This window comes from Bacillus sp. AR2-1 (assembly GCF_008368755.1).
Taxonomy (GTDB): Bacteria; Bacillota; Bacilli; order Bacillales; family Bacillaceae_G; genus Bacillus_A; species Bacillus_A wiedmannii.
In genome coordinates this window covers 145,417-163,972 of record NZ_QORY01000001.1, presented here as the reverse complement: position 1 = coordinate 163,972, position 18,556 = coordinate 145,417, and the positions used below count along the sequence as shown (strand labels likewise).

Annotated in this window: 23 protein-coding genes and 5 pseudogenes; 23 read left to right on the top strand and 5 right to left on the bottom strand. The window is 32.1% G+C overall.

The window, feature by feature from the left end; genetic code table 11:
• Positions 1-11: 11 nt before the first annotated feature.
• The 12 genes and pseudogenes from DT250_RS00845 (at position 12) to DT250_RS00780 (ending at position 9,161) form a co-directional block, all read left to right on the top strand.
• Positions 12-467, top strand: coding sequence for a DUF6630 family protein (locus tag DT250_RS00845; protein WP_149212327.1), 456 nt, complete (start codon positions 12-14; stop codon positions 465-467).
• 663 nt (positions 468-1,130) lie between these two features.
• Positions 1,131-1,829, top strand: a complete 699-nt coding sequence (locus DT250_RS00835) for a DNA/RNA non-specific endonuclease (protein ID WP_149212326.1) — start codon at positions 1,131-1,133, stop codon at positions 1,827-1,829.
• Between the two features lie 5 nt (positions 1,830-1,834).
• Positions 1,835-2,323, top strand: coding sequence for an antitoxin YezG family protein (locus DT250_RS00830; protein WP_000410097.1), 489 nt, complete (start codon positions 1,835-1,837; stop codon positions 2,321-2,323).
• A gap of 583 nt (positions 2,324-2,906) precedes the next feature.
• Positions 2,907-3,014: pseudogene (locus DT250_RS00820) on the top strand (recombinase family protein); the annotation flags it as partial.
• A 184-nt stretch (positions 3,015-3,198) separates the two neighbouring features.
• The gene (locus DT250_RS00815) at positions 3,199-4,962 is read left to right on the top strand and encodes a VaFE repeat-containing surface-anchored protein (RefSeq protein WP_149212325.1); all 1,764 of its coding nucleotides are present in this window, start codon (positions 3,199-3,201) and stop codon (positions 4,960-4,962) included.
• A 276-nt stretch (positions 4,963-5,238) separates the two neighbouring features.
• Positions 5,239-5,514, top strand: a complete 276-nt coding sequence (locus DT250_RS00810; protein ID WP_149212324.1) for a hypothetical protein — start codon at positions 5,239-5,241, stop codon at positions 5,512-5,514.
• 95 nt (positions 5,515-5,609) lie between these two features.
• Entirely contained in the window at positions 5,610-6,179 is a 570-nt protein-coding gene (locus tag DT250_RS00805) for an imm11 family protein (protein WP_097858636.1), read from the top strand.
• A gap of 142 nt (positions 6,180-6,321) precedes the next feature.
• Positions 6,322-6,756: an SMI1/KNR4 family protein gene (locus DT250_RS00800; RefSeq protein WP_149212323.1), complete on the top strand. Its 435-nt coding sequence runs from the start codon at positions 6,322-6,324 to the stop codon at positions 6,754-6,756.
• Positions 6,757-6,858: 102 nt separating this feature from the next.
• Positions 6,859-7,329, top strand: coding sequence for an Imm30 family immunity protein (locus tag DT250_RS00795; RefSeq protein ID WP_064459726.1), 471 nt, complete (start codon positions 6,859-6,861; stop codon positions 7,327-7,329).
• 254 nt (positions 7,330-7,583) lie between these two features.
• Positions 7,584-8,039 carry a YrhA family protein gene (locus tag DT250_RS00790; RefSeq protein ID WP_088122636.1) on the top strand — a complete coding sequence of 152 codons (456 nt, stop codon included), beginning with the start codon at positions 7,584-7,586 and terminating at the stop codon, positions 8,037-8,039.
• A 59-nt stretch (positions 8,040-8,098) separates the two neighbouring features.
• On the top strand, positions 8,099-8,596 hold the full coding sequence (locus tag DT250_RS00785; protein WP_097858638.1) for an ankyrin repeat domain-containing protein: 498 nt from the start codon (positions 8,099-8,101) through the stop codon (positions 8,594-8,596).
• Between the two features lie 91 nt (positions 8,597-8,687).
• A complete protein-coding gene (locus DT250_RS00780) occupies positions 8,688-9,161 on the top strand; it encodes an Imm30 family immunity protein (RefSeq protein WP_097858639.1) in 474 nt (157 codons plus the stop codon).
• Positions 9,162-9,345: 184 nt separating this feature from the next.
• Here DT250_RS00780 and DT250_RS00775 read toward each other — a convergent pair whose 3' ends face one another.
• Positions 9,346-9,600, bottom strand: coding sequence for a SunI/YnzG family protein (locus DT250_RS00775; RefSeq protein ID WP_000900621.1), 255 nt, complete (start codon positions 9,598-9,600; stop codon positions 9,346-9,348).
• Positions 9,601-9,913: 313 nt separating this feature from the next.
• Between DT250_RS00775 and DT250_RS00770 the strand changes: the two genes are divergently transcribed.
• Entirely contained in the window at positions 9,914-10,246 is a 333-nt protein-coding gene (locus DT250_RS00770; RefSeq protein WP_149212322.1) for a DUF3895 domain-containing protein, read from the top strand.
• Positions 10,247-10,342: 96 nt separating this feature from the next.
• The gene (locus tag DT250_RS00765) at positions 10,343-10,699 is read left to right on the top strand and encodes an Imm3 family immunity protein (protein ID WP_149212321.1); all 357 of its coding nucleotides are present in this window, start codon (positions 10,343-10,345) and stop codon (positions 10,697-10,699) included.
• A 252-nt stretch (positions 10,700-10,951) separates the two neighbouring features.
• Here DT250_RS00765 and DT250_RS00760 read toward each other — a convergent pair whose 3' ends face one another.
• From DT250_RS00760 to DT250_RS00750, 3 genes are all read right to left on the bottom strand, one after another.
• Positions 10,952-11,335, bottom strand: a complete 384-nt coding sequence (locus DT250_RS00760; RefSeq protein WP_149212320.1) for a DUF1433 domain-containing protein — start codon at positions 11,333-11,335, stop codon at positions 10,952-10,954.
• A 76-nt stretch (positions 11,336-11,411) separates the two neighbouring features.
• Positions 11,412-11,795, bottom strand: coding sequence for a DUF1433 domain-containing protein (locus tag DT250_RS00755; RefSeq protein ID WP_149212319.1), 384 nt, complete (start codon positions 11,793-11,795; stop codon positions 11,412-11,414).
• Positions 11,796-11,868: 73 nt separating this feature from the next.
• Positions 11,869-12,255, bottom strand: coding sequence for a DUF1433 domain-containing protein (locus DT250_RS00750; protein WP_088122631.1), 387 nt, complete (start codon positions 12,253-12,255; stop codon positions 11,869-11,871).
• Positions 12,256-12,315: 60 nt separating this feature from the next.
• On the opposite strand from DT250_RS00750, the pseudogene DT250_RS00745 reads away from it, so the two are divergent.
• The 6 genes and pseudogenes from DT250_RS00745 to DT250_RS00720 form a co-directional block, all read left to right on the top strand.
• Positions 12,316-13,496, top strand: a pseudogene (locus DT250_RS00745) (alpha/beta hydrolase family protein).
• A gap of 12 nt (positions 13,497-13,508) precedes the next feature.
• Positions 13,509-13,892: a hypothetical protein gene (locus tag DT250_RS00740; RefSeq protein ID WP_000968638.1), complete on the top strand. Its 384-nt coding sequence runs from the start codon at positions 13,509-13,511 to the stop codon at positions 13,890-13,892.
• Between the two features lie 187 nt (positions 13,893-14,079).
• A pseudogene (locus tag DT250_RS32605) lies at positions 14,080-14,258 on the top strand (pentapeptide repeat-containing protein); the annotation flags it as partial.
• Positions 14,259-14,453: 195 nt separating this feature from the next.
• Entirely contained in the window at positions 14,454-14,912 is a 459-nt protein-coding gene (locus tag DT250_RS00730; RefSeq protein WP_149212318.1) for a toxin-antitoxin system YwqK family antitoxin, read from the top strand.
• Between the two features lie 184 nt (positions 14,913-15,096).
• Positions 15,097-15,585, top strand: coding sequence for an SMI1/KNR4 family protein (locus DT250_RS00725; protein ID WP_149212317.1), 489 nt, complete (start codon positions 15,097-15,099; stop codon positions 15,583-15,585).
• Positions 15,586-15,645: 60 nt separating this feature from the next.
• Positions 15,646-15,867, top strand: a pseudogene (locus DT250_RS00720) (hypothetical protein); the annotation flags it as partial.
• A 234-nt stretch (positions 15,868-16,101) separates the two neighbouring features.
• Here the strand turns inward: DT250_RS00720 and DT250_RS00715 are convergent.
• Positions 16,102-16,719 (bottom strand): DUF4241 domain-containing protein, encoded by a 618-nt coding sequence (locus DT250_RS00715; protein WP_098069137.1) that lies wholly within the window; start codon positions 16,717-16,719, stop codon positions 16,102-16,104.
• 663 nt (positions 16,720-17,382) lie between these two features.
• On the opposite strand from DT250_RS00715, the gene DT250_RS00705 reads away from it, so the two are divergent.
• The 3 genes and pseudogenes from DT250_RS00705 to DT250_RS00695 all read left to right on the top strand — a co-directional run bounded on the left by DT250_RS00705 (position 17,383) and on the right by DT250_RS00695 (position 18,548).
• A complete protein-coding gene (locus DT250_RS00705; RefSeq protein ID WP_048544712.1) occupies positions 17,383-17,688 on the top strand; it encodes a hypothetical protein in 306 nt (101 codons plus the stop codon).
• Positions 17,689-17,766: 78 nt separating this feature from the next.
• Positions 17,767-18,006: pseudogene (locus DT250_RS00700) on the top strand (DUF7021 domain-containing protein); the annotation flags it as partial.
• Between the two features lie 50 nt (positions 18,007-18,056).
• A complete protein-coding gene (locus DT250_RS00695) occupies positions 18,057-18,548 on the top strand; it encodes an SMI1/KNR4 family protein (RefSeq protein WP_149212316.1) in 492 nt (163 codons plus the stop codon).
• Positions 18,549-18,556 lie beyond the last annotated feature (8 nt).

Here is an 18,556-nt window from a genome sequence, read left to right as displayed (position 1 = left end):
AGGAAGCTAAGATGCCTGATCAAGGGATAGCGCAGATTATATTTCCTGATAGCAAGGATTTGGAAACATTTTTGAAGGAACAAGGAGGTTATGACTTACATGAAGACCTATTAAAATATGGATTGACAACGAAACAGTTTTTATACGTTGACTATAAAGGTGAGCAATACCAAGAAATTGTCAATTTTATTCTTGATTACGAATTTGCCCACCAAATTGAATTAGCAACACAAGAAGAACTTGAGAGATTAGAAGCATTTAATTATGAATTTTTACCCGATAAGATCAAGATGGCCAACAAAATACTGTCACCAAAGGGATATGGTCTGTTGTTATATCCAAATTCGGGCGACTTTTATGCATTATTCATTGGGAAAATAGAGAATATAACAAAAATCCTGCAAGAAGAGGTGTTGCTTGATGATAGAATTCCTTTTCAAGAAAGGTGTATCAAATATTATAGATAGACCTAAGGATTGTATGCCTTCACCCTTGAATCCGATCAAGATTTTCTTATAAGTTAATATCAAGATTGCATAACCATCTAGAATGTGCTATTTTTGGCCACGTACAATTTTAATAACACCATGTGTTACTACAAATGCTTTTAAACTTTTCACCTCCTGAATTCGAAATAATAAAAATGTTTTGGATTTGGGAGGGTTGATAATAGAGATAGAAAAATAAATTGAGAAATGTGCCTATTTTGTTGGTTACTTGGACGCTGACAAAGGTACATGATTAGTAAAGGAATTCAATGGCAACGTTAGGAGAACGTAGTGGCTATTGAATTTTTTATTTTTACAACTGTATTAGAAAGAAAAGCGTGAGAATTAGGCGAGATGATATTTTATTGAAAAGACATGGAAAGGACACAATAATAATGACCTCGTAAGTATTAATATATTACTTGTTACCATATAAAAAGGTGTCATAATACTGTTACTACAAAATTTACAAATCTAATGCTACTTAAAACAGATGAATTTAAAGCACTTGATTGTCAACTAAAGGAAACAAGTGCTTTTTTAATAGATAAGCATGCTATAAATTTATAAAAATTATTTTTGTGAATTAAGGCTAACCCAAATTACTGGTATTATATAATTGAAAATACATTAGCAAAAGGTGTGGACTCCGTAACCCCATTCGCTAAAGGTGTAGAAATAATGCCAGATGGAAGTGTCGTTAGATCTGGAACGAACTATAGCGGAAAATTCCAAGAAGCCCATGATGCCTCAAAGGCGAGTATTCAGAGTAAGATCTCGAATTTGGAGAGTGGTGGGGTTAAGGGTACGGGTAATCCTCCTAAGATAACGGAAATACAAGAGGGGGACCTTGGGAAGCACATTATTAAAGGGAAAAATGGAAGAAAAGAACTGGCACCAAACGTGCGTTATGTTACCGAGGATGGTTATAAATATACAACAGATGAGCTTGGTAGAATAGTAGATGTTGAGGCAGGAGAATTAATACTTCAAAAAGGAAAACGAAACAAAGGAATGCAAGTGGCAGCAGGCCGTGAAGATAGGTTACCTGATGATGATGATGATGGTGGCCACTTGATAGGAACTCAATTCCATGGTTCTGGAGATATAGATAATTTGATTGCTCAAAATAGACAAATTAATCGCTCTGGTGGAGAGTGGTATAATATGGAGCAAGAGTGGGCTAATGCGTTAGGTGGAAAGCCTCCTAAAAAAGTAACAGTAAAGATTGAACCAGTTTATCAAGGAACGTCATTAAGACCAAATTATTTTGAAATAGTTTATGAAATAGAAGGAAAAGGGATATTTGAGAAAACGATTAGAAATCACGCAGGAGGTTGATTAAAGTGGAAAAAGAAATGAACAAGTTGTATAGAGAAATAGCTGAAACGGTTAATGAAATGATTCCAGAAGAATGGGAGAAATTTTATTTTTATGCTCAGATATCGGAAACTGGAGGGGGAACGTACTTTTTTTATAATACACCTGAAAATAGACAATGCTTTAATTATAGTGTGAAAATCCCATTTAACTATGCTATTGATAAAGAAGAATTTAAAAAAAATAAAAGAAAGCTGTTTGAGTTGAGTGATGAACTAAGAAATGTTTTTAAAGATAATCAGCAAGAACTTTGGTATTCCTTTACAATGACTCTTGAGAGTAGTGGGAAATTTAAGATGCATTATGATTATACAAATTGGTTCGATACAGAATATGGTTTTAGTGACCAAATGATTATTTGGAAAAATAAATACTTAGGAGAAGTACCAAATGATGGAGAATATAAAGCGTTAATCGATAAATATCATAGTGAATTTCCGAATAATCCTATTTAACTAAATGAAAGACAGAAAAAATAATAGGGCGTTTGAAAATAGATACTCCATGATGGTTGTACCATCATAGAGTGTTATGTGCAATGATTGAATAGAAAATAAAGTACGAGCTTAGGCGAGATGACATTTTATTGGGCGATGAATATAAACACATGGAATGGGTATGAAACTAACGAACTCGTACAAACTCGTAAGTTTTAACGTAGTAGTTGTCACGACATATAAAAGGTGTCATACTGTTACTATAAAACTTACAAATTTATGCTACTTAAAAACATATGAACTTAAAGCACTTGATTGTCAATTAAAGGCAACAAGTGCTTTTTTGCGTTTTAGCGTAGAAATTTAACAGAGCAATATACTTTTATAAGTGCATTAAGTGTTAAATTTTTATTGTGGTTTTATAGACTGTAGTGGCTATGTACAGTATACGACGATAGTAGAGGAAAAAATAAAGGGTTGTGTTACTTTTTGAAGTCATCGTAAAGTACGTTTTAACGGATGGACGTTATGCACACGTTATCCGCAAAAAACGGATAAACGTTACAGGGATTGTAATTACTGTAACGGGAGAGGACTCAATATGGAAGAGAAAGTAGTGGGTTATGTACGAGTTTCAACGGAAGGACAAGTGCGTGAGCGGGACTGTAAAGAGAATGAACTACAGCTGCTTCATATATCCGAAGATAAAGAACTAGTAGTTAATCGCTTTATGTCACAACGAATCATTGGCAAATCCCTATAATTAAAATTCGGAAAATTAAAATAAAATGTTAAAGTATGTAATTATTTGTTTTATAATGGAATTGTTGTTTGGTAAGACTATTTTAAATATTGAATTGTTTGTAATCTAAATCAAACAGGAGGGTGTAAATATGGGGAGGAAATATGTAATTAGGATTCTAGCTTTACTCTCTGTCATATCTCTTTTCTTTAACTTAATGTTACCAAAGGCTAGCGCAGAAATTGAAAAGATTCCATCATTGAAAACAACAGCTACAAACAAAGCGGATGGCGGAAAAGAGATGCATGCAAAGGAGTCTATCACGATCCAAGACAAAGTAGAGTACACTAACTTAGTTGTTGGTAAAGAGTACACTGTAAAAGGTAAACTAATGAACAAAGTTATTAACAAGCCATTATTAATTGATGGAAAAGAAGTAACAGCTGAAACTAAGTTTACAGCAAAAGAAACGAATGGTTTTGTAACATTAGACTTTCCTTTCGTTGGTGCAGAGCAGCAAGGAAGAGAAGTGGTAGTGTTTGAAGAACTATATGAAGATGGTGTTTTAGTGGCAACTCATGCTGACATTAATGATGTAGGGCAAACGGTTCGATTTGTAGAACCAACAATCAAGGCAACAGCAACAAATAAGGCGGATGGTGGAAAAGAGATGCATGCAAAAGATTCCATCACGATTCAAGATAAAGTGGAATACAAAGATTTGATCGTAGGAAAAGAATATGTTGTAAAAGGTAAACTAATGAACAAAGTTACGAACAAACCATTATTAATAGATGGAAAGGAAGTAACAGCAGAGACTAAGTTTACTGCAAAAGAAAAGAACGGTTTTGTAACATTAGACTTTCCTTTCATTGGTGCAGAGCAGCAAGGAAGAGAAGTGGTAGTATTTGAAGAGGTATATCAAGACGGTGTTTTAGTGGCAATTCAATCTGACATTAACGATGTGGGGCAAACGGTTCGATTTGTAGAACCAACAATCAAGACAACAGCGACAAACAAAGCAGACGGTGGAAAAGAGATGCATGCAAAAGATTCCATCACGATTCAAAATAAAGTGGAATATAAGGAATTGATCGTAGGAAAAGAATATGTTGTAAAAGGTAAATTAATGAACAAGGTTATGAACAAACCATTATTAATAGATGGAAAGGAAGTAATAGCTGAGGCTAAGTTTACAGCAAAAGAAAAGAATGGTTTTGTAACATTAGACTTTCCTTTCGTAGGTGCAGAACTACAAGGAACAGAAGTAGTAGTGTTTGAAGAGGTATATCAAGACGGTGTTTTAGTGGCAATTCAATCTGACATTAACGATGTAGGGCAAACAGTTCGATTCGTAGAACCAACAATCAAAACAACCGCAACAAATAAAGCGGATGGTGGAAAAGATATGTATGCAAACGAATCTGTCACGATCCAAGATAAAGTGGAATACAAAGACTTAATTGTAGGAAAAGAATATGTTGCAAAAGGTAAACTAATGGATAAAGCAACTAAGAAACCTTTACTAGTAAATGGTAAAGAAGTAGCAGTAGAATCTAAGTTTACGGCAAAAGAGAAGAATGGTTCTATCACACTTGATTTCACATTTAATGCATCTAAACTACAAGGTAAAGAAGTAGTAGTATTTGAAAAACTATATCAAGATGATATTTTAGTAGCAATCAACGTTGATATTGAAGATGCGGGCCATACAGTGAAGTTCAAAGCGGAAAAATTAGGAAAACCGCAACAGGAAAAGCCGCAATTAGATCAACCTAAAACAGGAAAAACATCAAAAGCTGGAACATTACCAGCTACAGGTGGAAATACGTCCTTTATGTGGTTCTCAGTCGGAGCCGGTCTTTTGTTATTAACTCTTGGAGCAATATTATTTATGAAACGTAGAGATGCATAATAATTAACTAGTCTTTTAGACAGAAGATATGGATAGGAAATATAGTCATAAAGAAAGGCTCTCTTTTGATTCGTTTTTTCAAAAGAGGGTCTTTTCTTAGTGACATACTGGTTGGTAAACGAAATGTTACTAAGGAATATATGTATAGAATTAGATACAAGTAATAGTTGAGGAAAGGCCATTGTTGGAGTGTGGAAAATAGAGTTATCCAAATAATAGAATACTATTGAACTGATAATGGAAATAAAATTTGTGCTAATTAAATAGGAGGACATAGTGAAGAAGAAAAGGCAGTTAATTCAACAAGTAAAAGTCGTGATACATAAGTTGGAGAAAGACTATGTGAAAGATATTAATAGTGTTATTTTACAATTAATATATAAAAGATATAAGAAAGCGTTAGAAATATTAGAGAATAACGAGGATATTAAGGGAATAACCATTGTGGGTGGTGTACGTGCATATATGGACAGTCACAATGATTATCCACATGCATTATTAGAGGAATTATATAAAGCTGAAACAATCGCCAAAGAATTAACTAACAGATAGTGATAGAGGAAAAACAAGAAGTGGTAAAATAAGGGGGAGTTTTTATGAAAAGCAAAATATAATTCTTGTAATGCTTGAGAATAAGGAGAGCTATTATGAAGATATGGCAACTTACAAATTTATTAGGCAATGATGAATTAACTACGTGTAATAAAAATGGACAAGAAGTATTTGAAGATGGATTTAAAGGTATACCTATGCTTAGTACATGGAAACCTATTCAAATGAAAACATATAAACATATGGAAAAAGCTGATTTGTTAAGTTTTGAGGGAGAGTCATTTCCTACCCCACCTATTTTTACAAAAAAAGCTATACATATTTTAAATGATTTAATAGAGGATCAAGTAGAGTGTTTACCGCTATTACATGAGACATATAGTTGTTATGCTGTAAATGTAACGAATATTTTTGAGTGTGTGGATCATAAAAAATCGCTTCCTACTAAATATGGTGGTTACGATGAGTTTGTCTTTATCCTAGAAAAAGTGGAAAATCAGCATATATTTCGCAATAGCGACACGCAACATTCGTTAGGAGATTGTCCTATTACATCTGTCGAAATATTTGTATCAGATGCTTTTAAAGAAAGAGTTACAAATAGTGGATTGAAAGGATTTCGTTTTAAATTAGTATGGGAATCTGATGAGAAAAATGATGAATAAGAAATAGAAAATAATCCAATGATACGCCCAACGTCAATAGAAGATTTTAAAACACATATTCAGTAGCATTTGACTTTAATCGAGAGAATACTTGTAAATAAAATAGAATTCAGCCTTTTTTCTAGTATAAGGGGGATAGTTTGTGGGAAAAGATGAAATTGCAAACTTATTAGACAGTATGTTAGATAAAGAATTAGAGGGTTTAGATTCCCCTTCAGATAATGATTGGAGGGAACTGGAGAAAAAATTTGGATGTCAATTTCCTAAAGAATTTAAATGCTTTATTGAACTAATGTCTGAATATGTATTTCCAGGGGATATTTTAAATGTTTCTAGTGGTAAAACGAACGGAAATGATACTATTGAATTTATTTATGATTATGAAATGAAAGAAGGTTTTTGGAAAAACGAACTAATCCCTTTTTATAGTATAGGTAATGGAGATTACTTTTGTCTTCATTCAAAAGAGGGCCAGCAAACGGGAGTTTACTTTTATTTTCATGAAGAACATGGTGTAACTAAGGAAGCGGATAATTTTAAAGAATGGTTAAATCAATTACCAACCTATTTGAATTAATAACTAAAGATAGATTTGTATTCTAGAAGTTAATTCTTGTATTAAACTATAAATTTTTTGAAACTCTTCAATAAACTCTACTCAAAGTATGGAGGGAAATAAATGTCATTAGAAAAAAAGATATTTATTTTAAAAAGAATACGTTTTCTGGATCATGAAGATGATAGTATTGAGCTATTTGAGGAAATCTTAAATGAAATATTGCAAATGGCAGATAATAAAGTAATTATTGATTTGTGCAGTGTATTTCATGATGAAATAGATGAACCTTCGATTGTTGGTGATTTAATTGAATCGATTTTTTATATAATCGAAAAAAATGGAGTTGAAGATGGTTTAAGTAAACTGATTGAAGGGATAAGCATTGTTTTGCCACAAGCTAAATATTGTGCTAAAAGATTCTATAGAAGTCTTCTAGCTTCAGATGATTTTATTATTCCATTTATTAATGTATTGAAGAAGGCTAAAACTACAAATAAAGAAGACGTTATTAAAATTTTGAAAGAAATAAGTGAGAAACAACCACAACAATATTTTGAAAAAGTTGATTTGATTTGTAAAGAGGTTATTTAATACTTTAATTATAATATAACTCTAAAGTTTGCGTGTAGGATCATGAAAATAGCTTTAATATATTTCATTAAAATATCAATCTAGATAAATCATATGGTTAATACTAGCTAGAGTGGCTTCCAAAAATATTTGAATAGCACGCCAAAAGCAATGGGCAATTTGAAACCAATCCTTGTAATGGGACGTACTATTGAGGATAACTTTGTGTAATTCTAGCCTAAAAAAGGATTGAATATTTATTAGAAGGTGAAGTTATGTGGAGAGAGAAGATTAGTCATATATCCAAAATAGGAAAGAAACGAAATCGAAAACTCAATTTACCTATCAACGAAAAGGAGTTATCAAAATTTCGTAAATCTGTAGTAGAAAAATTTGGTGAAGATGTCCTGCCACAGCAGTACTATGAATTTTTACAAACAGTTAATGGAATTGAATTTAATGGATTAATAATATATGGGATTGACCAAAGTTTTTTAGATTTTAAGCCAATAAATCAGGTAGATAGTTTTTTTGATGCTAATGAAATATGGGAATCAATTAAAGACGAAGATGAACTGATTTTTTTCGGAGATTCAGATATAGCTTGGTATTGTTATAATGTTTCCAAAAAGAAATTTGTTGAACTAGACAAGCCTTCAGGCGAGCATATGGAAACTTTTTGCGATTTTGATACTATGCTTAAATCTGCTCTCTCAGCAGCACTTAGCTAAATGTATCGTAGTCAATGTCTAACTGTTTAATCTAGATGAAAATAGTGCAGGGGGATTCTATGGAAAGTAAGGGAAAAGCGATAAAAATCTATGATTTCATTAAAAAAGGGGCTATAGAACAAGCGAAAGAGATCATTATTACTGATAAAAGTTTGCTTGATTTTGTAACGCCTTATGGAACGTGGCTACATGCTGCAGCTAGAGCTGGTGAACTGGATATGATAAAATTTCTTGTTGAATCTGGTATGGATATTAACCTTAATGAAGGTGTACCAAAGTCAGCGCCTATTGCACATGCAGCTAGTGAAGGTGAAATTGGTATTGTAGAGTACTTATTTGATAATGGTGCAATATTAGATGTTAGTGACCCAAATAGAAATCCTCTATTCTCAGCGATTTATGGTGGGCATCTTAATATTGTAAAGTATCTTGTTCAGAATGGTATTGATAGTACTGTAAAGTATACAGGGGATACTATGAAAGAGATGGGAGCTTACGAATTTGCTATTGAAAGAGGAGAAGTAGAAATTGCTGAATATTTAAAAATGTACACTTGAGATGGAAGCCATATATTGATGTAATAGAAAAGTTGAAAACTAATGATCATATTAATTTAATTATCCAATTCATTTAAAAGGAGAAATTTATATGGACTATCAATCTGAGGTTAAGAGATTATATAGTTGTAGATTTTTAAAAAATCAATCGGAATGTGAAGAGTTTGACAGTGTATTAGAAAACTTAGCAGATTGTGATGATGAGAAGCTTATTAAAGAGTTGTGTATAGTATTTGAGGATGAAACACAAGAGGAAGAAGTTATGTTTGGTCTAGTTCATTTTATTGAAGATTTTGAAATGGGAAAATATCTAACAGAGATGCCTAAAGCTTTACCAAAAATGGTTGAGAGTGCAAAAGAGTGGGCAATGCTACTAAACATAAGAATTTTAAATAATGATTTATATAGAAGTGAGTATGCTAAAGTCCTTGTAGGAATGAATCATGATATACAACTAACGATAATTAATTTACTTAATGAAATTATTGCTGATAACCCTAAAAGATTTGAGAGGACTGCCAATGAGGTTCTTAGTCAATTACAAGGAGTTCATAAAAATAAATAAGAAGTGTAGAAATACTGTATTATAGATAAAACTAAGAACACCCTAGCGAAGAGCTAGGGTGTTTGTGTTATATAGTTTCACCATATGCTTCCGAATTAGGAGCAGGAGTAATCAACGAACCTTTTGTAGCGTTTCCTATAATAGAATGTAGGTGTTTAACATTTAAATATAGGAAGAAAAACAATTAAGCTTTTATTTTATTTAAAATGGATACTCTATTAGTAGTGAATAATAAATAATTTTGTTTTACTGTCTTAATTAAAATACGATCAGTTGTACCATATGCTGTTCCAATTCGGATTGTGCTTTTTTCTTCAACACCAGCATATGTATTATCTTCCGTTACCTCAGTGATTTCACATAATGGAATATGAATTTTAGAGAATTGCCATGAAATAATTAGTTCATCTTTTGTTTTTTCAACATGAATACCTAACATATTACCAGAACCTTTCTATAATAAAATTTTACTCTTTTTATTTTATTATACAAATTTATAGATTCTATTTCTATTTTTTTACAGGGGGGATACAACTAACAACGAGAAAAATGTTCATAATTACTTTCATTCCTATTATAACGAATTCTACAATAGAAAACAGAACGTATATTTGGTATAATCAAAATATACTATATGAAACGATGTACATGAGTTTGAGATTTTTGAAAAAAGGTAAGTAATACATAATAATACATACGCTATAGGATTCAGTTCATGTTATACAAATCAATCGTTAGAAAGGAAAAGAAGTATGAATCAAATTTCATTCGAAGATTTATTTGAAGAAGAAAATAAACCAGAAAAGGTGGAGGTAGCTGAGATTCCCGTACCTTTATCGCCCTTACAAAAGGATATTTTAGAGTTAATTAATTGTGAAGAAATAAGTGCACTTGAGTTATGCGAACAATTAATACGAGCTGGTAAAATATCAGATGAAAGATTCACAACGAATAAGCCTAAAGCATATGGGCAAGTATGCTTACTATTAGAAGGTTTTGTTAAAGAAGAAAAGCTTATTTTTGTCAAAAGTGATGAGAAAAGAGATAGAGTATATAAATTGAAATACGAAGATTCTAACGAATAAAATGTATAAAGTATAGTAATGAAATGAGGAAGTCCTCATATTTGTGTTGAAAGATTATTTTCACATAAGCGTGGGGATTTTTTTGAGGGAGGATGTATGAAAGATTGGGAGTATAATGAATTATTTCATGCAATTCGGGAGGTGTATGAAGAGTTATTAGATGAAGAGAGAGGGTATCGATATGCTATAGCAAAACTAGCGGATGAATTTAATAATTTAGGAAAGATTGAAGATGTTATCGTTGATACTGCCATAGGAGAAATAGCAGTCGATCATCATATGGTCTTTGTTGGGCGTATTAAAGGTATAACAAAGAGGCTAAGTATGTTTAACCTTCAAGAGGCAGAAGGTGAATTGACAGTAGAGGAAATAAAAGATTTATCGATAAGAATAAATAATGTAATAGAAGGATTAAAAAATGTAAAGAGTGATTATAAATCTTCGGTTGAATAATTCATGTTTCTGCAAATGTAAGAGACATAGCTAAACAAGAGAATAGAAATCGCTGCATACATAAAACGTAAGATGGATGAGAGATAATAAAGGTTGGAAAAAGAATAAGACTAAAATAAAGAGATTAATAGGCATATGGGTATCAAACATAAAAAAATTTATCTTATAGATAGTTAAGGGGTTATTACTATATTACAAATAACCAACTTTTGTTTTATTTTTTATAGGAGAACAAAAGAGTAATCGTAAAGACTACTCTTGGATTTTTTTCTTTTCTTCATTTTCAATTTCGGAAACGGATTTTTCCGGTTGTTTTATAAGCTGTCCAAGTTCTCCAGAACGCCCAAAATCATCTTCAAAATTCTCTGTAGTACTAATATGAGCTATAAACCATAAATTTTCATCTTTATTGATATACCCTTTTAATTTAGGAACACCCATTGGACTTACACTGTCTTCTTTAAATGTAATGGATTTAACATCTTGAATATTGTAATGAATATACTTTTCTACACGTGCCTTTTGTGCCTTCCAGAAAATTTCTTCTTGTTCTTTTTGTTTTAAGTATTCCAAAGTGAAAAATCCTCCTGCTATGAGCGCCACAACAGATACGACCAAAATAATTACTTTCTTCATTGGAAATCTCCTTATGAACAATTTACGATTGCATTCTTCTTAAAATGGGATAGGCAAGATAAGAGGAGTGCAGAGACTATTCTTTTTTCTTTTCCTTCTCTTCCTTTTCAATTTCGGAAACGGATTTTTCCGGTTGTTTTATAAGCTGTCCAAGTTCTCCAGAACGCCCCAATTTCCTTTCGGAATTATCATTACTATTAAGACCAGCATCAAACCATAATTCTTGATTATCATTTATATATCCTTTTATATGAGGAACGCCCATAGGACTAGTTTCGTGTTCTGTAAATGTAATAGATTTTACATCTTTAACATTATAATGAATATATTTTGCCACTCTTGTTTCTTGTACTTTCCAAAACTTTTCCTCTTCTTCTTTATGTTTTAAGTATTCCAAAGTAAAAAATCCTCCTGCCATGAGTAACAAAGCAGATACAATCAAAATAACTACTTTCTTCATTAGAAAATCCCCTTATAAAAAAATTACCAATGTATTATTCTTAAAAATGGGATAGGAAAGAGTAGTACGAAGACTACTCTTTTTTCTTTTCCTTCTCTTCCTTTTCAATTTCAGATACCGATTTTTCCGGTTTTTTCACATATTTATCATATAGTTCTCCAGAACAAGTGAATTGGTCTTCAAAGTTTTCAGTTGTACTTACACGAGCTATGAAATCTAATTCTTTATTATTATTTATATAGCCTTTTAATCTTGGGACTCCCATAGGACTTACACTCTTTTCTGTAAACGTAATAGATTTTACATCCTGAGTATTATAACGAATATATTTTTCTACTCGTGCTTCTTGTACTTTCCAAAACTTTTCCTCTTCTTCTTTTTGTTTTAAGTATTCCATTGTAAAATACCCTCCTGCTATAATACAAATAATGGATATAAAAATTATCAACTTTTTCTTCATAAGAAATCCCCTTATATTTAAATATAGTTAAAATATACCATGAAATGAGTTGAGAAACATATGAATGAATTTAAAAGGAATACCATTGCAACAGATAAAGATTATTTCGAACTATCAGATCAAGTTTATGATGACCAAGTTTTAGAAAAAGGTAAACTAATAAAAACTAGTAATAGAAAAGCATGGAGGGTTATAGAATCAATTGATGCAGATTGTCAAAAAGTAAAAAATGGATTAGAAGCTATCGCAGTAGTACCAGCAGACAAATATGATAAAAATGCAACACATTATGATGAGATAATCCTAGCATTTCGTGGGACAGAGCCTAACCAATTAGCAGATTTCGAAACAGATATCGATCAAATTACGTTTGGAATTAAAACACATTCTAAAGAATTACTCCAAGTAATAGTCAAACAATAAAACCGGATTCTGCAACATCATTTGATACTGGATTAAAATGGGCAAAAGATGACATCGTAGCAAAATATAACCCTTCTTCTCTTCATACTACTGGACATAGTAAAGGTGGTGCAGAAGCGGACCTTATCGCTGCAGAATTAGATTGTTATGCAACTACATGGGCTGCACCAAATCCTTATCGTTTGCTAAGTCCTGAAGCGAAAAAACGAGTAGATAGAGGAGAAATGGAAAACAAAGCTACGGATTATACACATGAGAATGACCCAATTGGTAACCATACTCAATTCGGTGCACCTCTAATTGGTAAGCAATTTACAGTGAGACAGAATGATACAAAAGAAGATTTTTTTACACGTTTAACTATGGAAGGACACGGCAGAGATACATTTAGAGGAGCATTTCATTCAAATGGAAGCCCCCTATTAAAATTAGAACCTGAAGATATTATAAGACAAGCACAAAAAATTCAAATGCTCAGTAATCGATTATCAGATATAGCAAAAAATATAGAAGAGTTTCAAAGAAGAGAAGCTGAAGCGGTTCAAAAGTTGAAAAGTCAATTAAAATATGAAACAGGACCAGGTGGGAAATATCATCTATTAGAAGCATACGAAATAGATGAAGCCATCTCACAAATTGCCAAAACGAAAGAAGGTGGAAATGACTATTTTCACGATGTACACATAGCAGAAGAATTAATTCATCTTTTAAGAAAAGAACAAAAAAGTTTAAGGAGATTTGGGGATGAAATTAGTGATGCAGCAAATTCACTTAGGGATAAAGATAATCAATTAGCGGGGAATTTTCAGTTTAGATAAGGAGATAATTATATGATGGATTTTATGGGGGAAATTAAAAAGATAGAAAAGCAAATCGAAAGTGTTACAGGAGATTTAGCAGATCAGGTTGTTGAGGAGTTACAAGCTGCTAAAAAACAGATTGAAAGAGAAATGCAGCGTATGATGTTAAAAACAGAAGTAGGGTTTAAATCAATAGATATTATAAAAGAAGATACATATGCTCTTCAAAAAAACATAGGGGCATTTCATGAATTACAAACAAGTCTAAGAGATATAGCAGCAGAATTAGAGAAAAGTTTTGAAAGTAAAACTGGCAGTAAAATCAATGAAGAATTAAAGAAATATGAAAAACAAATTAACAACAACATTTTTAATGAACATGTTCACTTAGCAAACAGTTGTGGGAAAAAATAAGAGAAGAGGAAAAACTAAAGATAGTTTCTATTGCTTTAATTTACTGAAAGAGATGCACTGTGTAAATGAGAGGTTTGGATTGAACAGAAAAGTGTGTCTGGTGATAAGTTATATGAATGAATAGATAATACAAATTGTATAGAAATATATGAGTTCGTTGAAGGTGAGAGTGAATTAAGGGGAAAGGCTAAAGAAGGAAAATTTTGAAAAAGTGTATTTGGGAAATGCAAATTTAACGGGAGCGATCCTTTTAAATGGGGATTTTACGGATGCGAATTTCACCGGGCTAAACTTGACGGTATAGTTTGGAAGGGAGCAAAGATAGAAGGAGCCAAGTTTGAAGGAAGTATGAAAAAGCAAATATGAAACATGGTGAGAAGTAAATGAATTTTGAACACTTAAAGGCCTATGATGGATAGCATACGTTATAAGCAAATATTAGAAAATTCCTCTCATTGTATATAGAAATTACATAATAAAAATAGAAGTATATTACGATAAAAACTTACTTTTACATAACAGAGCTTAACCATTAGCTAATATTGTAAAGGAGGATTGAAAATGTTAAATGGTGTGTTAACGAAGGAGTATATAATACAGAATGGCCTTGAGTTTGAAGAGTGTTTAGAATATGGGGGACCTTATGGGCTAGGAATAGTAGAGTGTGCAGATGATGGTAAAGAAAAATTGTTTACTGGTTTAGCTTATGATGTTTATGAGAATGGAAATATAGAATGTTATTTCTATGTAGAAAATGGTGTTAAACAAGGAGAGTATGTGGAGTTGTATATGAATGGAAATATAAAAAGAATCAGCAATATGAATAGAAGCACGGTTGAAGGCTACCATGTTGAATTTTTTCAAAACGGAATGAAGAAGCATGAGTCTGAATGTATTGCGGGAAGTGAAATGACTTTTAAAAAGTATGATGAACAAGGGAATATTGTAGAACAAAAAATAGAACCTACTGAATTCGATATATTATATGCGGAAAAATTCAGTAGCGGTTTAAACAAGTAAGAAGCACTATATTAAAAATATTGAAGATTAATAAAATAACGAATTATAATTCGATTGGGAGATAGTCGTAGAAAGATATATAGGAAATGTGAAGAGGTATCGAAATATAGAATTATGTTTATGGCGCGAACAAACAAATATAAATGAGAAAAAGACTTGAGGAGATTCAGTGGGGTGGTAGGAGATGAATAAAGTAGAATGGAGATCACCAGATAAGCCTTTATTGCGAGAAAATGTAAAGAATGTGGAAAAGGAGTTGGGCATTCATTTTCCTTTAGATTATATAGAATGTGTAATGAAGAATAACGGAGCACATGTTAGCCCAGAAGTATTTGAAGTTGAGGGGAAGAGAAAAGTTTTTGGTACATTACTAACTTATGATATGGATGATGATGAAAATATTATTGAGATATTCAATGATTACAATGATACATTACCGAGTGCATTGGTGCCATTCGCATTTGATCCAGCAGGAAATTTAATTTGCTTTGATTATAAAAATCATGAAGAAGATCCAATTGTCGTCTTTTGGGAACATGAGGAGGCATGGGAAAAGGAAACATTGATGGAAAGCGAAGGGATTACGGCTAAGGAGGCAGAGGAAGTAGCGAGAGAACATGTATTTTTTGTGGCTAATCATTTTACGGAGTTTTTAAATAAGTTACATGATTAATAGTGGGAAAGGGATTTAAACTTATTTGGCTGTGATAAAGCAAATAAAAGGAGTAGTAAAATGAAACTGAATTATTTTACAATCGCAATGTATCCGACTGTAGCATTTAACGAGGAAGAGATATTGAATCGTCTTCTAGATGTATTTGAATCAAACGAAAAATCCGCTCCTACTCATTGGGGAAACTGTGAAACGGTGCAGGTAGAATATAATCGCCAGGAAATCATAGAAAAAGTAATTTCGGAGCGTAGAGTATCTGAAGTTCACCTCTATCGTGATAAACAGTGCACTATTAACTCTACATCAGTAGAGTTAATAAATTATTTAAATAAAAAACTGTTAATAAACAACGAGAATTAATGACGGGTTATATTCACTTAAGAATATAACCCTATTTATTAGAACCAGTAGTATATAAGGAGATTATTCTACGAGTTATATACAAATATTAGACGAGGAATATTTGACGCTGTAAAAGAAAAAATATTGATTCTTATATCATTATTGATGTTGTCCTCAATTTTCCTCATGTAGCACTTGAAAATCAGTAACAAGTGAAACGATTTTTCCTGCTTCATCGATTCCCCAATAGGAAGGGTAAAATCCATCTCCATAACCTGAACGGAATATAATAATATTACTTCCTGTTTCCTCACACACCACGCAATTTCCCCAATCTTCATCATGTTCTGTTAGTATGTCATCTATAAGATCATCATACAAACTAGTAAATTCTTCTCCTAGTTCTTGTTGTAACCTATCTTCTATTTCTTCTAACTTATCAATTGCTTCAACATCTGCAAAGCACCCTAAGCCTGTATCAACTGGGTAACCAAAAATATATCCGTCTTCCAGTTCACTGACATTTTGTCCTGGTTTTGTTGCCATCTTCCATCCTACCGCTTTTGACTCCGACAATTTCAATTCAGCACCAGCAATGACTCCATCTTCCTTATGCCACCAAGCAACAATTGGATATGTACCGGGCTGAATTGTTTGTTCGAAGTGATTTTTATTAAAAATAAGAGGATCACAAGCAACAATTTTACCTGAAGTAACTTTCAACTGTTCTAGTGCTTCGTAACGTAGGGCCTCACTATCCGATTTAGATAATTCACGTAATAACTTTGACATAATGTTTCTCTCCCTTTCCTTTTAAAATATTTGTTGGTGCTGCCTCCCATATATTTTTACATGAGTTACATTTGTGTTCTGTGGTATTTCTAGCGCTTTTGTATGTTCCTATAACTTCGATATTATCGCCATGAACTTCTAAAACCTCTGCGGCATATCGTATCCACGTTTTTCTAATAGTTCCGCAACATATTCTTCATGCGTTTTACGTTTTCGGATATATTGCTCCCCCGTACAAGTGTAGATAGAACAAACCTTTATTCATTGAAAAATATAACAAATGAATTTGACTTTAAAATTAGACCCAGTTTTGAGGGTGTAAATAATAATCCACCCGTTGATTATATTATTTTAAGGGTAAAAATGAATTAATTAAAAATTCAATAAAAGAAGATCGAACTAGATAGTCTTTCTAGATTGATCTTCTTATTTTATATTCGCAAGGGATATTCCACGTCACTGCAACTCATTGCAATATGTCTACTTCTGTGACACATTACACAATTGTACAGAGATAATGAAGTAATATGAAAAAAATATAAAGATTTAAATTTAATCCTATATATTTTTTATAAATTCTAAAAGTAAATCCCTTATTTTTGGTATGATTGACAGAGACTATTTGATTTCTTATGAATATTCTTGAAAAGGGAGTGATGCTGTATGAAATCAATAAATGTAAATGGGAATATATATCATATTGAATCTATTCCTTTTGAAGATAAGAGTGAGCAGGATGAAGAGGGATACTACGAATATTTTTACAAAGGAGTCAATTTATCGTTTCACTCGGACAAAGAAATAATTAAAGCCCGAATTTATGACGAGGAAGAAATAATATATTTCTTAAAAAATCCATCTCTTGCATTTGGTAAAGATTTTGAAGCTATAAAAGTATATATAATTAAAGAATATGATGTAAATAAATTTAAAATTCCAGGTGAAAAAAAAGCCTATATAGAATTATAGCTATAATTCTATATAGGCTTTACCATGACCAATTATAATAAAACAGGAAAACTCACAAAGTACTTATGCCTGTGGGTGATGAAAGGAATGTATTCGAAATTGAGTAAATCAAGTGAAATAAGTAGATTTGAAAATAGATTCTCAGAAAATGTAATTGAAATAGCAGCTGTCACAGGGGCATTAGGAATCGGTGCATCAAAAGGCGGTGACAACATTTTATGGACTGCGTCAATTGATTTGATTGCGTGGAAAGACTTACATAACAATGAAACGATTACGAAAGAAGACATACGACTCGCATGGTTGGTTGATGATGCAATTAGTTATTTTGGATAAACGTGATGTGATTTGTTAGGAGGTGAAGTTAAATGAGAAATGACTTAACATGGCCAGTACCGGATGAGCCAGTTTCAGCAGAATATATAAACAATGTGGGAAAAGAGATAGGGTATATATTTCCAAGTGACTATGTAGAATGTGCTACAAATAATAATGGTTCAGCTGTATTACCTTATAAATTTGAAATAGATACGATAACAAAGGTATTTGGAACTTTACTTTCTTATGATGTAGATAGTAGTGAATATATCGTTAAAGTATATAACCAGTATATTTCTACTCTGCCAAATGAATTGGTGCCATTCGCATTTGATCCAGCAGGAAATTTAATCTGCTTTGATTATAAAAATTATGAAGAAGATCCAATTGTCGTCTTTTGGGAACATGAGGGGGCATGGGAAAAGGAAACATTGATGGAGAGTGAAGGGATTACGGCTGAGGAGGCAGAGGAAGTAGCGAGAGAAAATGTATTCTATATTGCTAATAATTTTACGGAGTTTTTAAATAAGTTACATGATTAGAAGAAGTT

Bases quoted from the DNA above. Each gene is read 5' to 3' on its own strand.
- DT250_RS00785 (WP_097858638.1), top strand. From the start codon at position 8,099: ATGGAAAGTAAGGGAAAAGCGATAAAAATCTATGATTTCATTAAAAAA.
- DT250_RS00815 (WP_149212325.1), top strand. From the start codon at position 3,199: ATGGGGAGGAAATATGTAATTAGGATTCTAGCTTTACTCTCTGTCATA.
- DT250_RS00740 (WP_000968638.1), top strand. From the start codon at position 13,509: ATGATGGATTTTATGGGGGAAATTAAAAAGATAGAAAAGCAAATCGAA.
- DT250_RS00805 (WP_097858636.1), top strand. From the start codon at position 5,610: ATGAAGATATGGCAACTTACAAATTTATTAGGCAATGATGAATTAACT.
- DT250_RS00715 (WP_098069137.1), bottom strand. From the start codon at position 16,719: ATGTCAAAGTTATTACGTGAATTATCTAAATCGGATAGTGAGGCCCTA.
- DT250_RS00780 (WP_097858639.1), top strand. From the start codon at position 8,688: ATGGACTATCAATCTGAGGTTAAGAGATTATATAGTTGTAGATTTTTA.
- DT250_RS00755 (WP_149212319.1), bottom strand. From the start codon at position 11,795: ATGAAGAAAGTAGTTATTTTGATTGTATCTGCTTTGTTACTCATGGCA.
- DT250_RS00725 (WP_149212317.1), top strand. From the start codon at position 15,097: ATGAATAAAGTAGAATGGAGATCACCAGATAAGCCTTTATTGCGAGAA.
- DT250_RS00695 (WP_149212316.1), top strand. From the start codon at position 18,057: ATGAGAAATGACTTAACATGGCCAGTACCGGATGAGCCAGTTTCAGCA.
- DT250_RS00760 (WP_149212320.1), bottom strand. From the start codon at position 11,335: ATGAAGAAAGTAATTATTTTGGTCGTATCTGTTGTGGCGCTCATAGCA.
- DT250_RS00770 (WP_149212322.1), top strand. From the start codon at position 9,914: ATGAATCAAATTTCATTCGAAGATTTATTTGAAGAAGAAAATAAACCA.
- DT250_RS00790 (WP_088122636.1), top strand. From the start codon at position 7,584: ATGTGGAGAGAGAAGATTAGTCATATATCCAAAATAGGAAAGAAACGA.
- DT250_RS00775 (WP_000900621.1), bottom strand. From the start codon at position 9,600: ATGTTAGGTATTCATGTTGAAAAAACAAAAGATGAACTAATTATTTCA.
- DT250_RS00750 (WP_088122631.1), bottom strand. From the start codon at position 12,255: ATGAAGAAAAAGTTGATAATTTTTATATCCATTATTTGTATTATAGCA.
- DT250_RS00795 (WP_064459726.1), top strand. From the start codon at position 6,859: ATGTCATTAGAAAAAAAGATATTTATTTTAAAAAGAATACGTTTTCTG.
- DT250_RS00730 (WP_149212318.1), top strand. From the start codon at position 14,454: ATGTTAAATGGTGTGTTAACGAAGGAGTATATAATACAGAATGGCCTT.
- DT250_RS00705 (WP_048544712.1), top strand. From the start codon at position 17,383: ATGAAATCAATAAATGTAAATGGGAATATATATCATATTGAATCTATT.
- DT250_RS00845 (WP_149212327.1), top strand. From the start codon at position 12: ATGCCTGATCAAGGGATAGCGCAGATTATATTTCCTGATAGCAAGGAT.
- DT250_RS00765 (WP_149212321.1), top strand. From the start codon at position 10,343: ATGAAAGATTGGGAGTATAATGAATTATTTCATGCAATTCGGGAGGTG.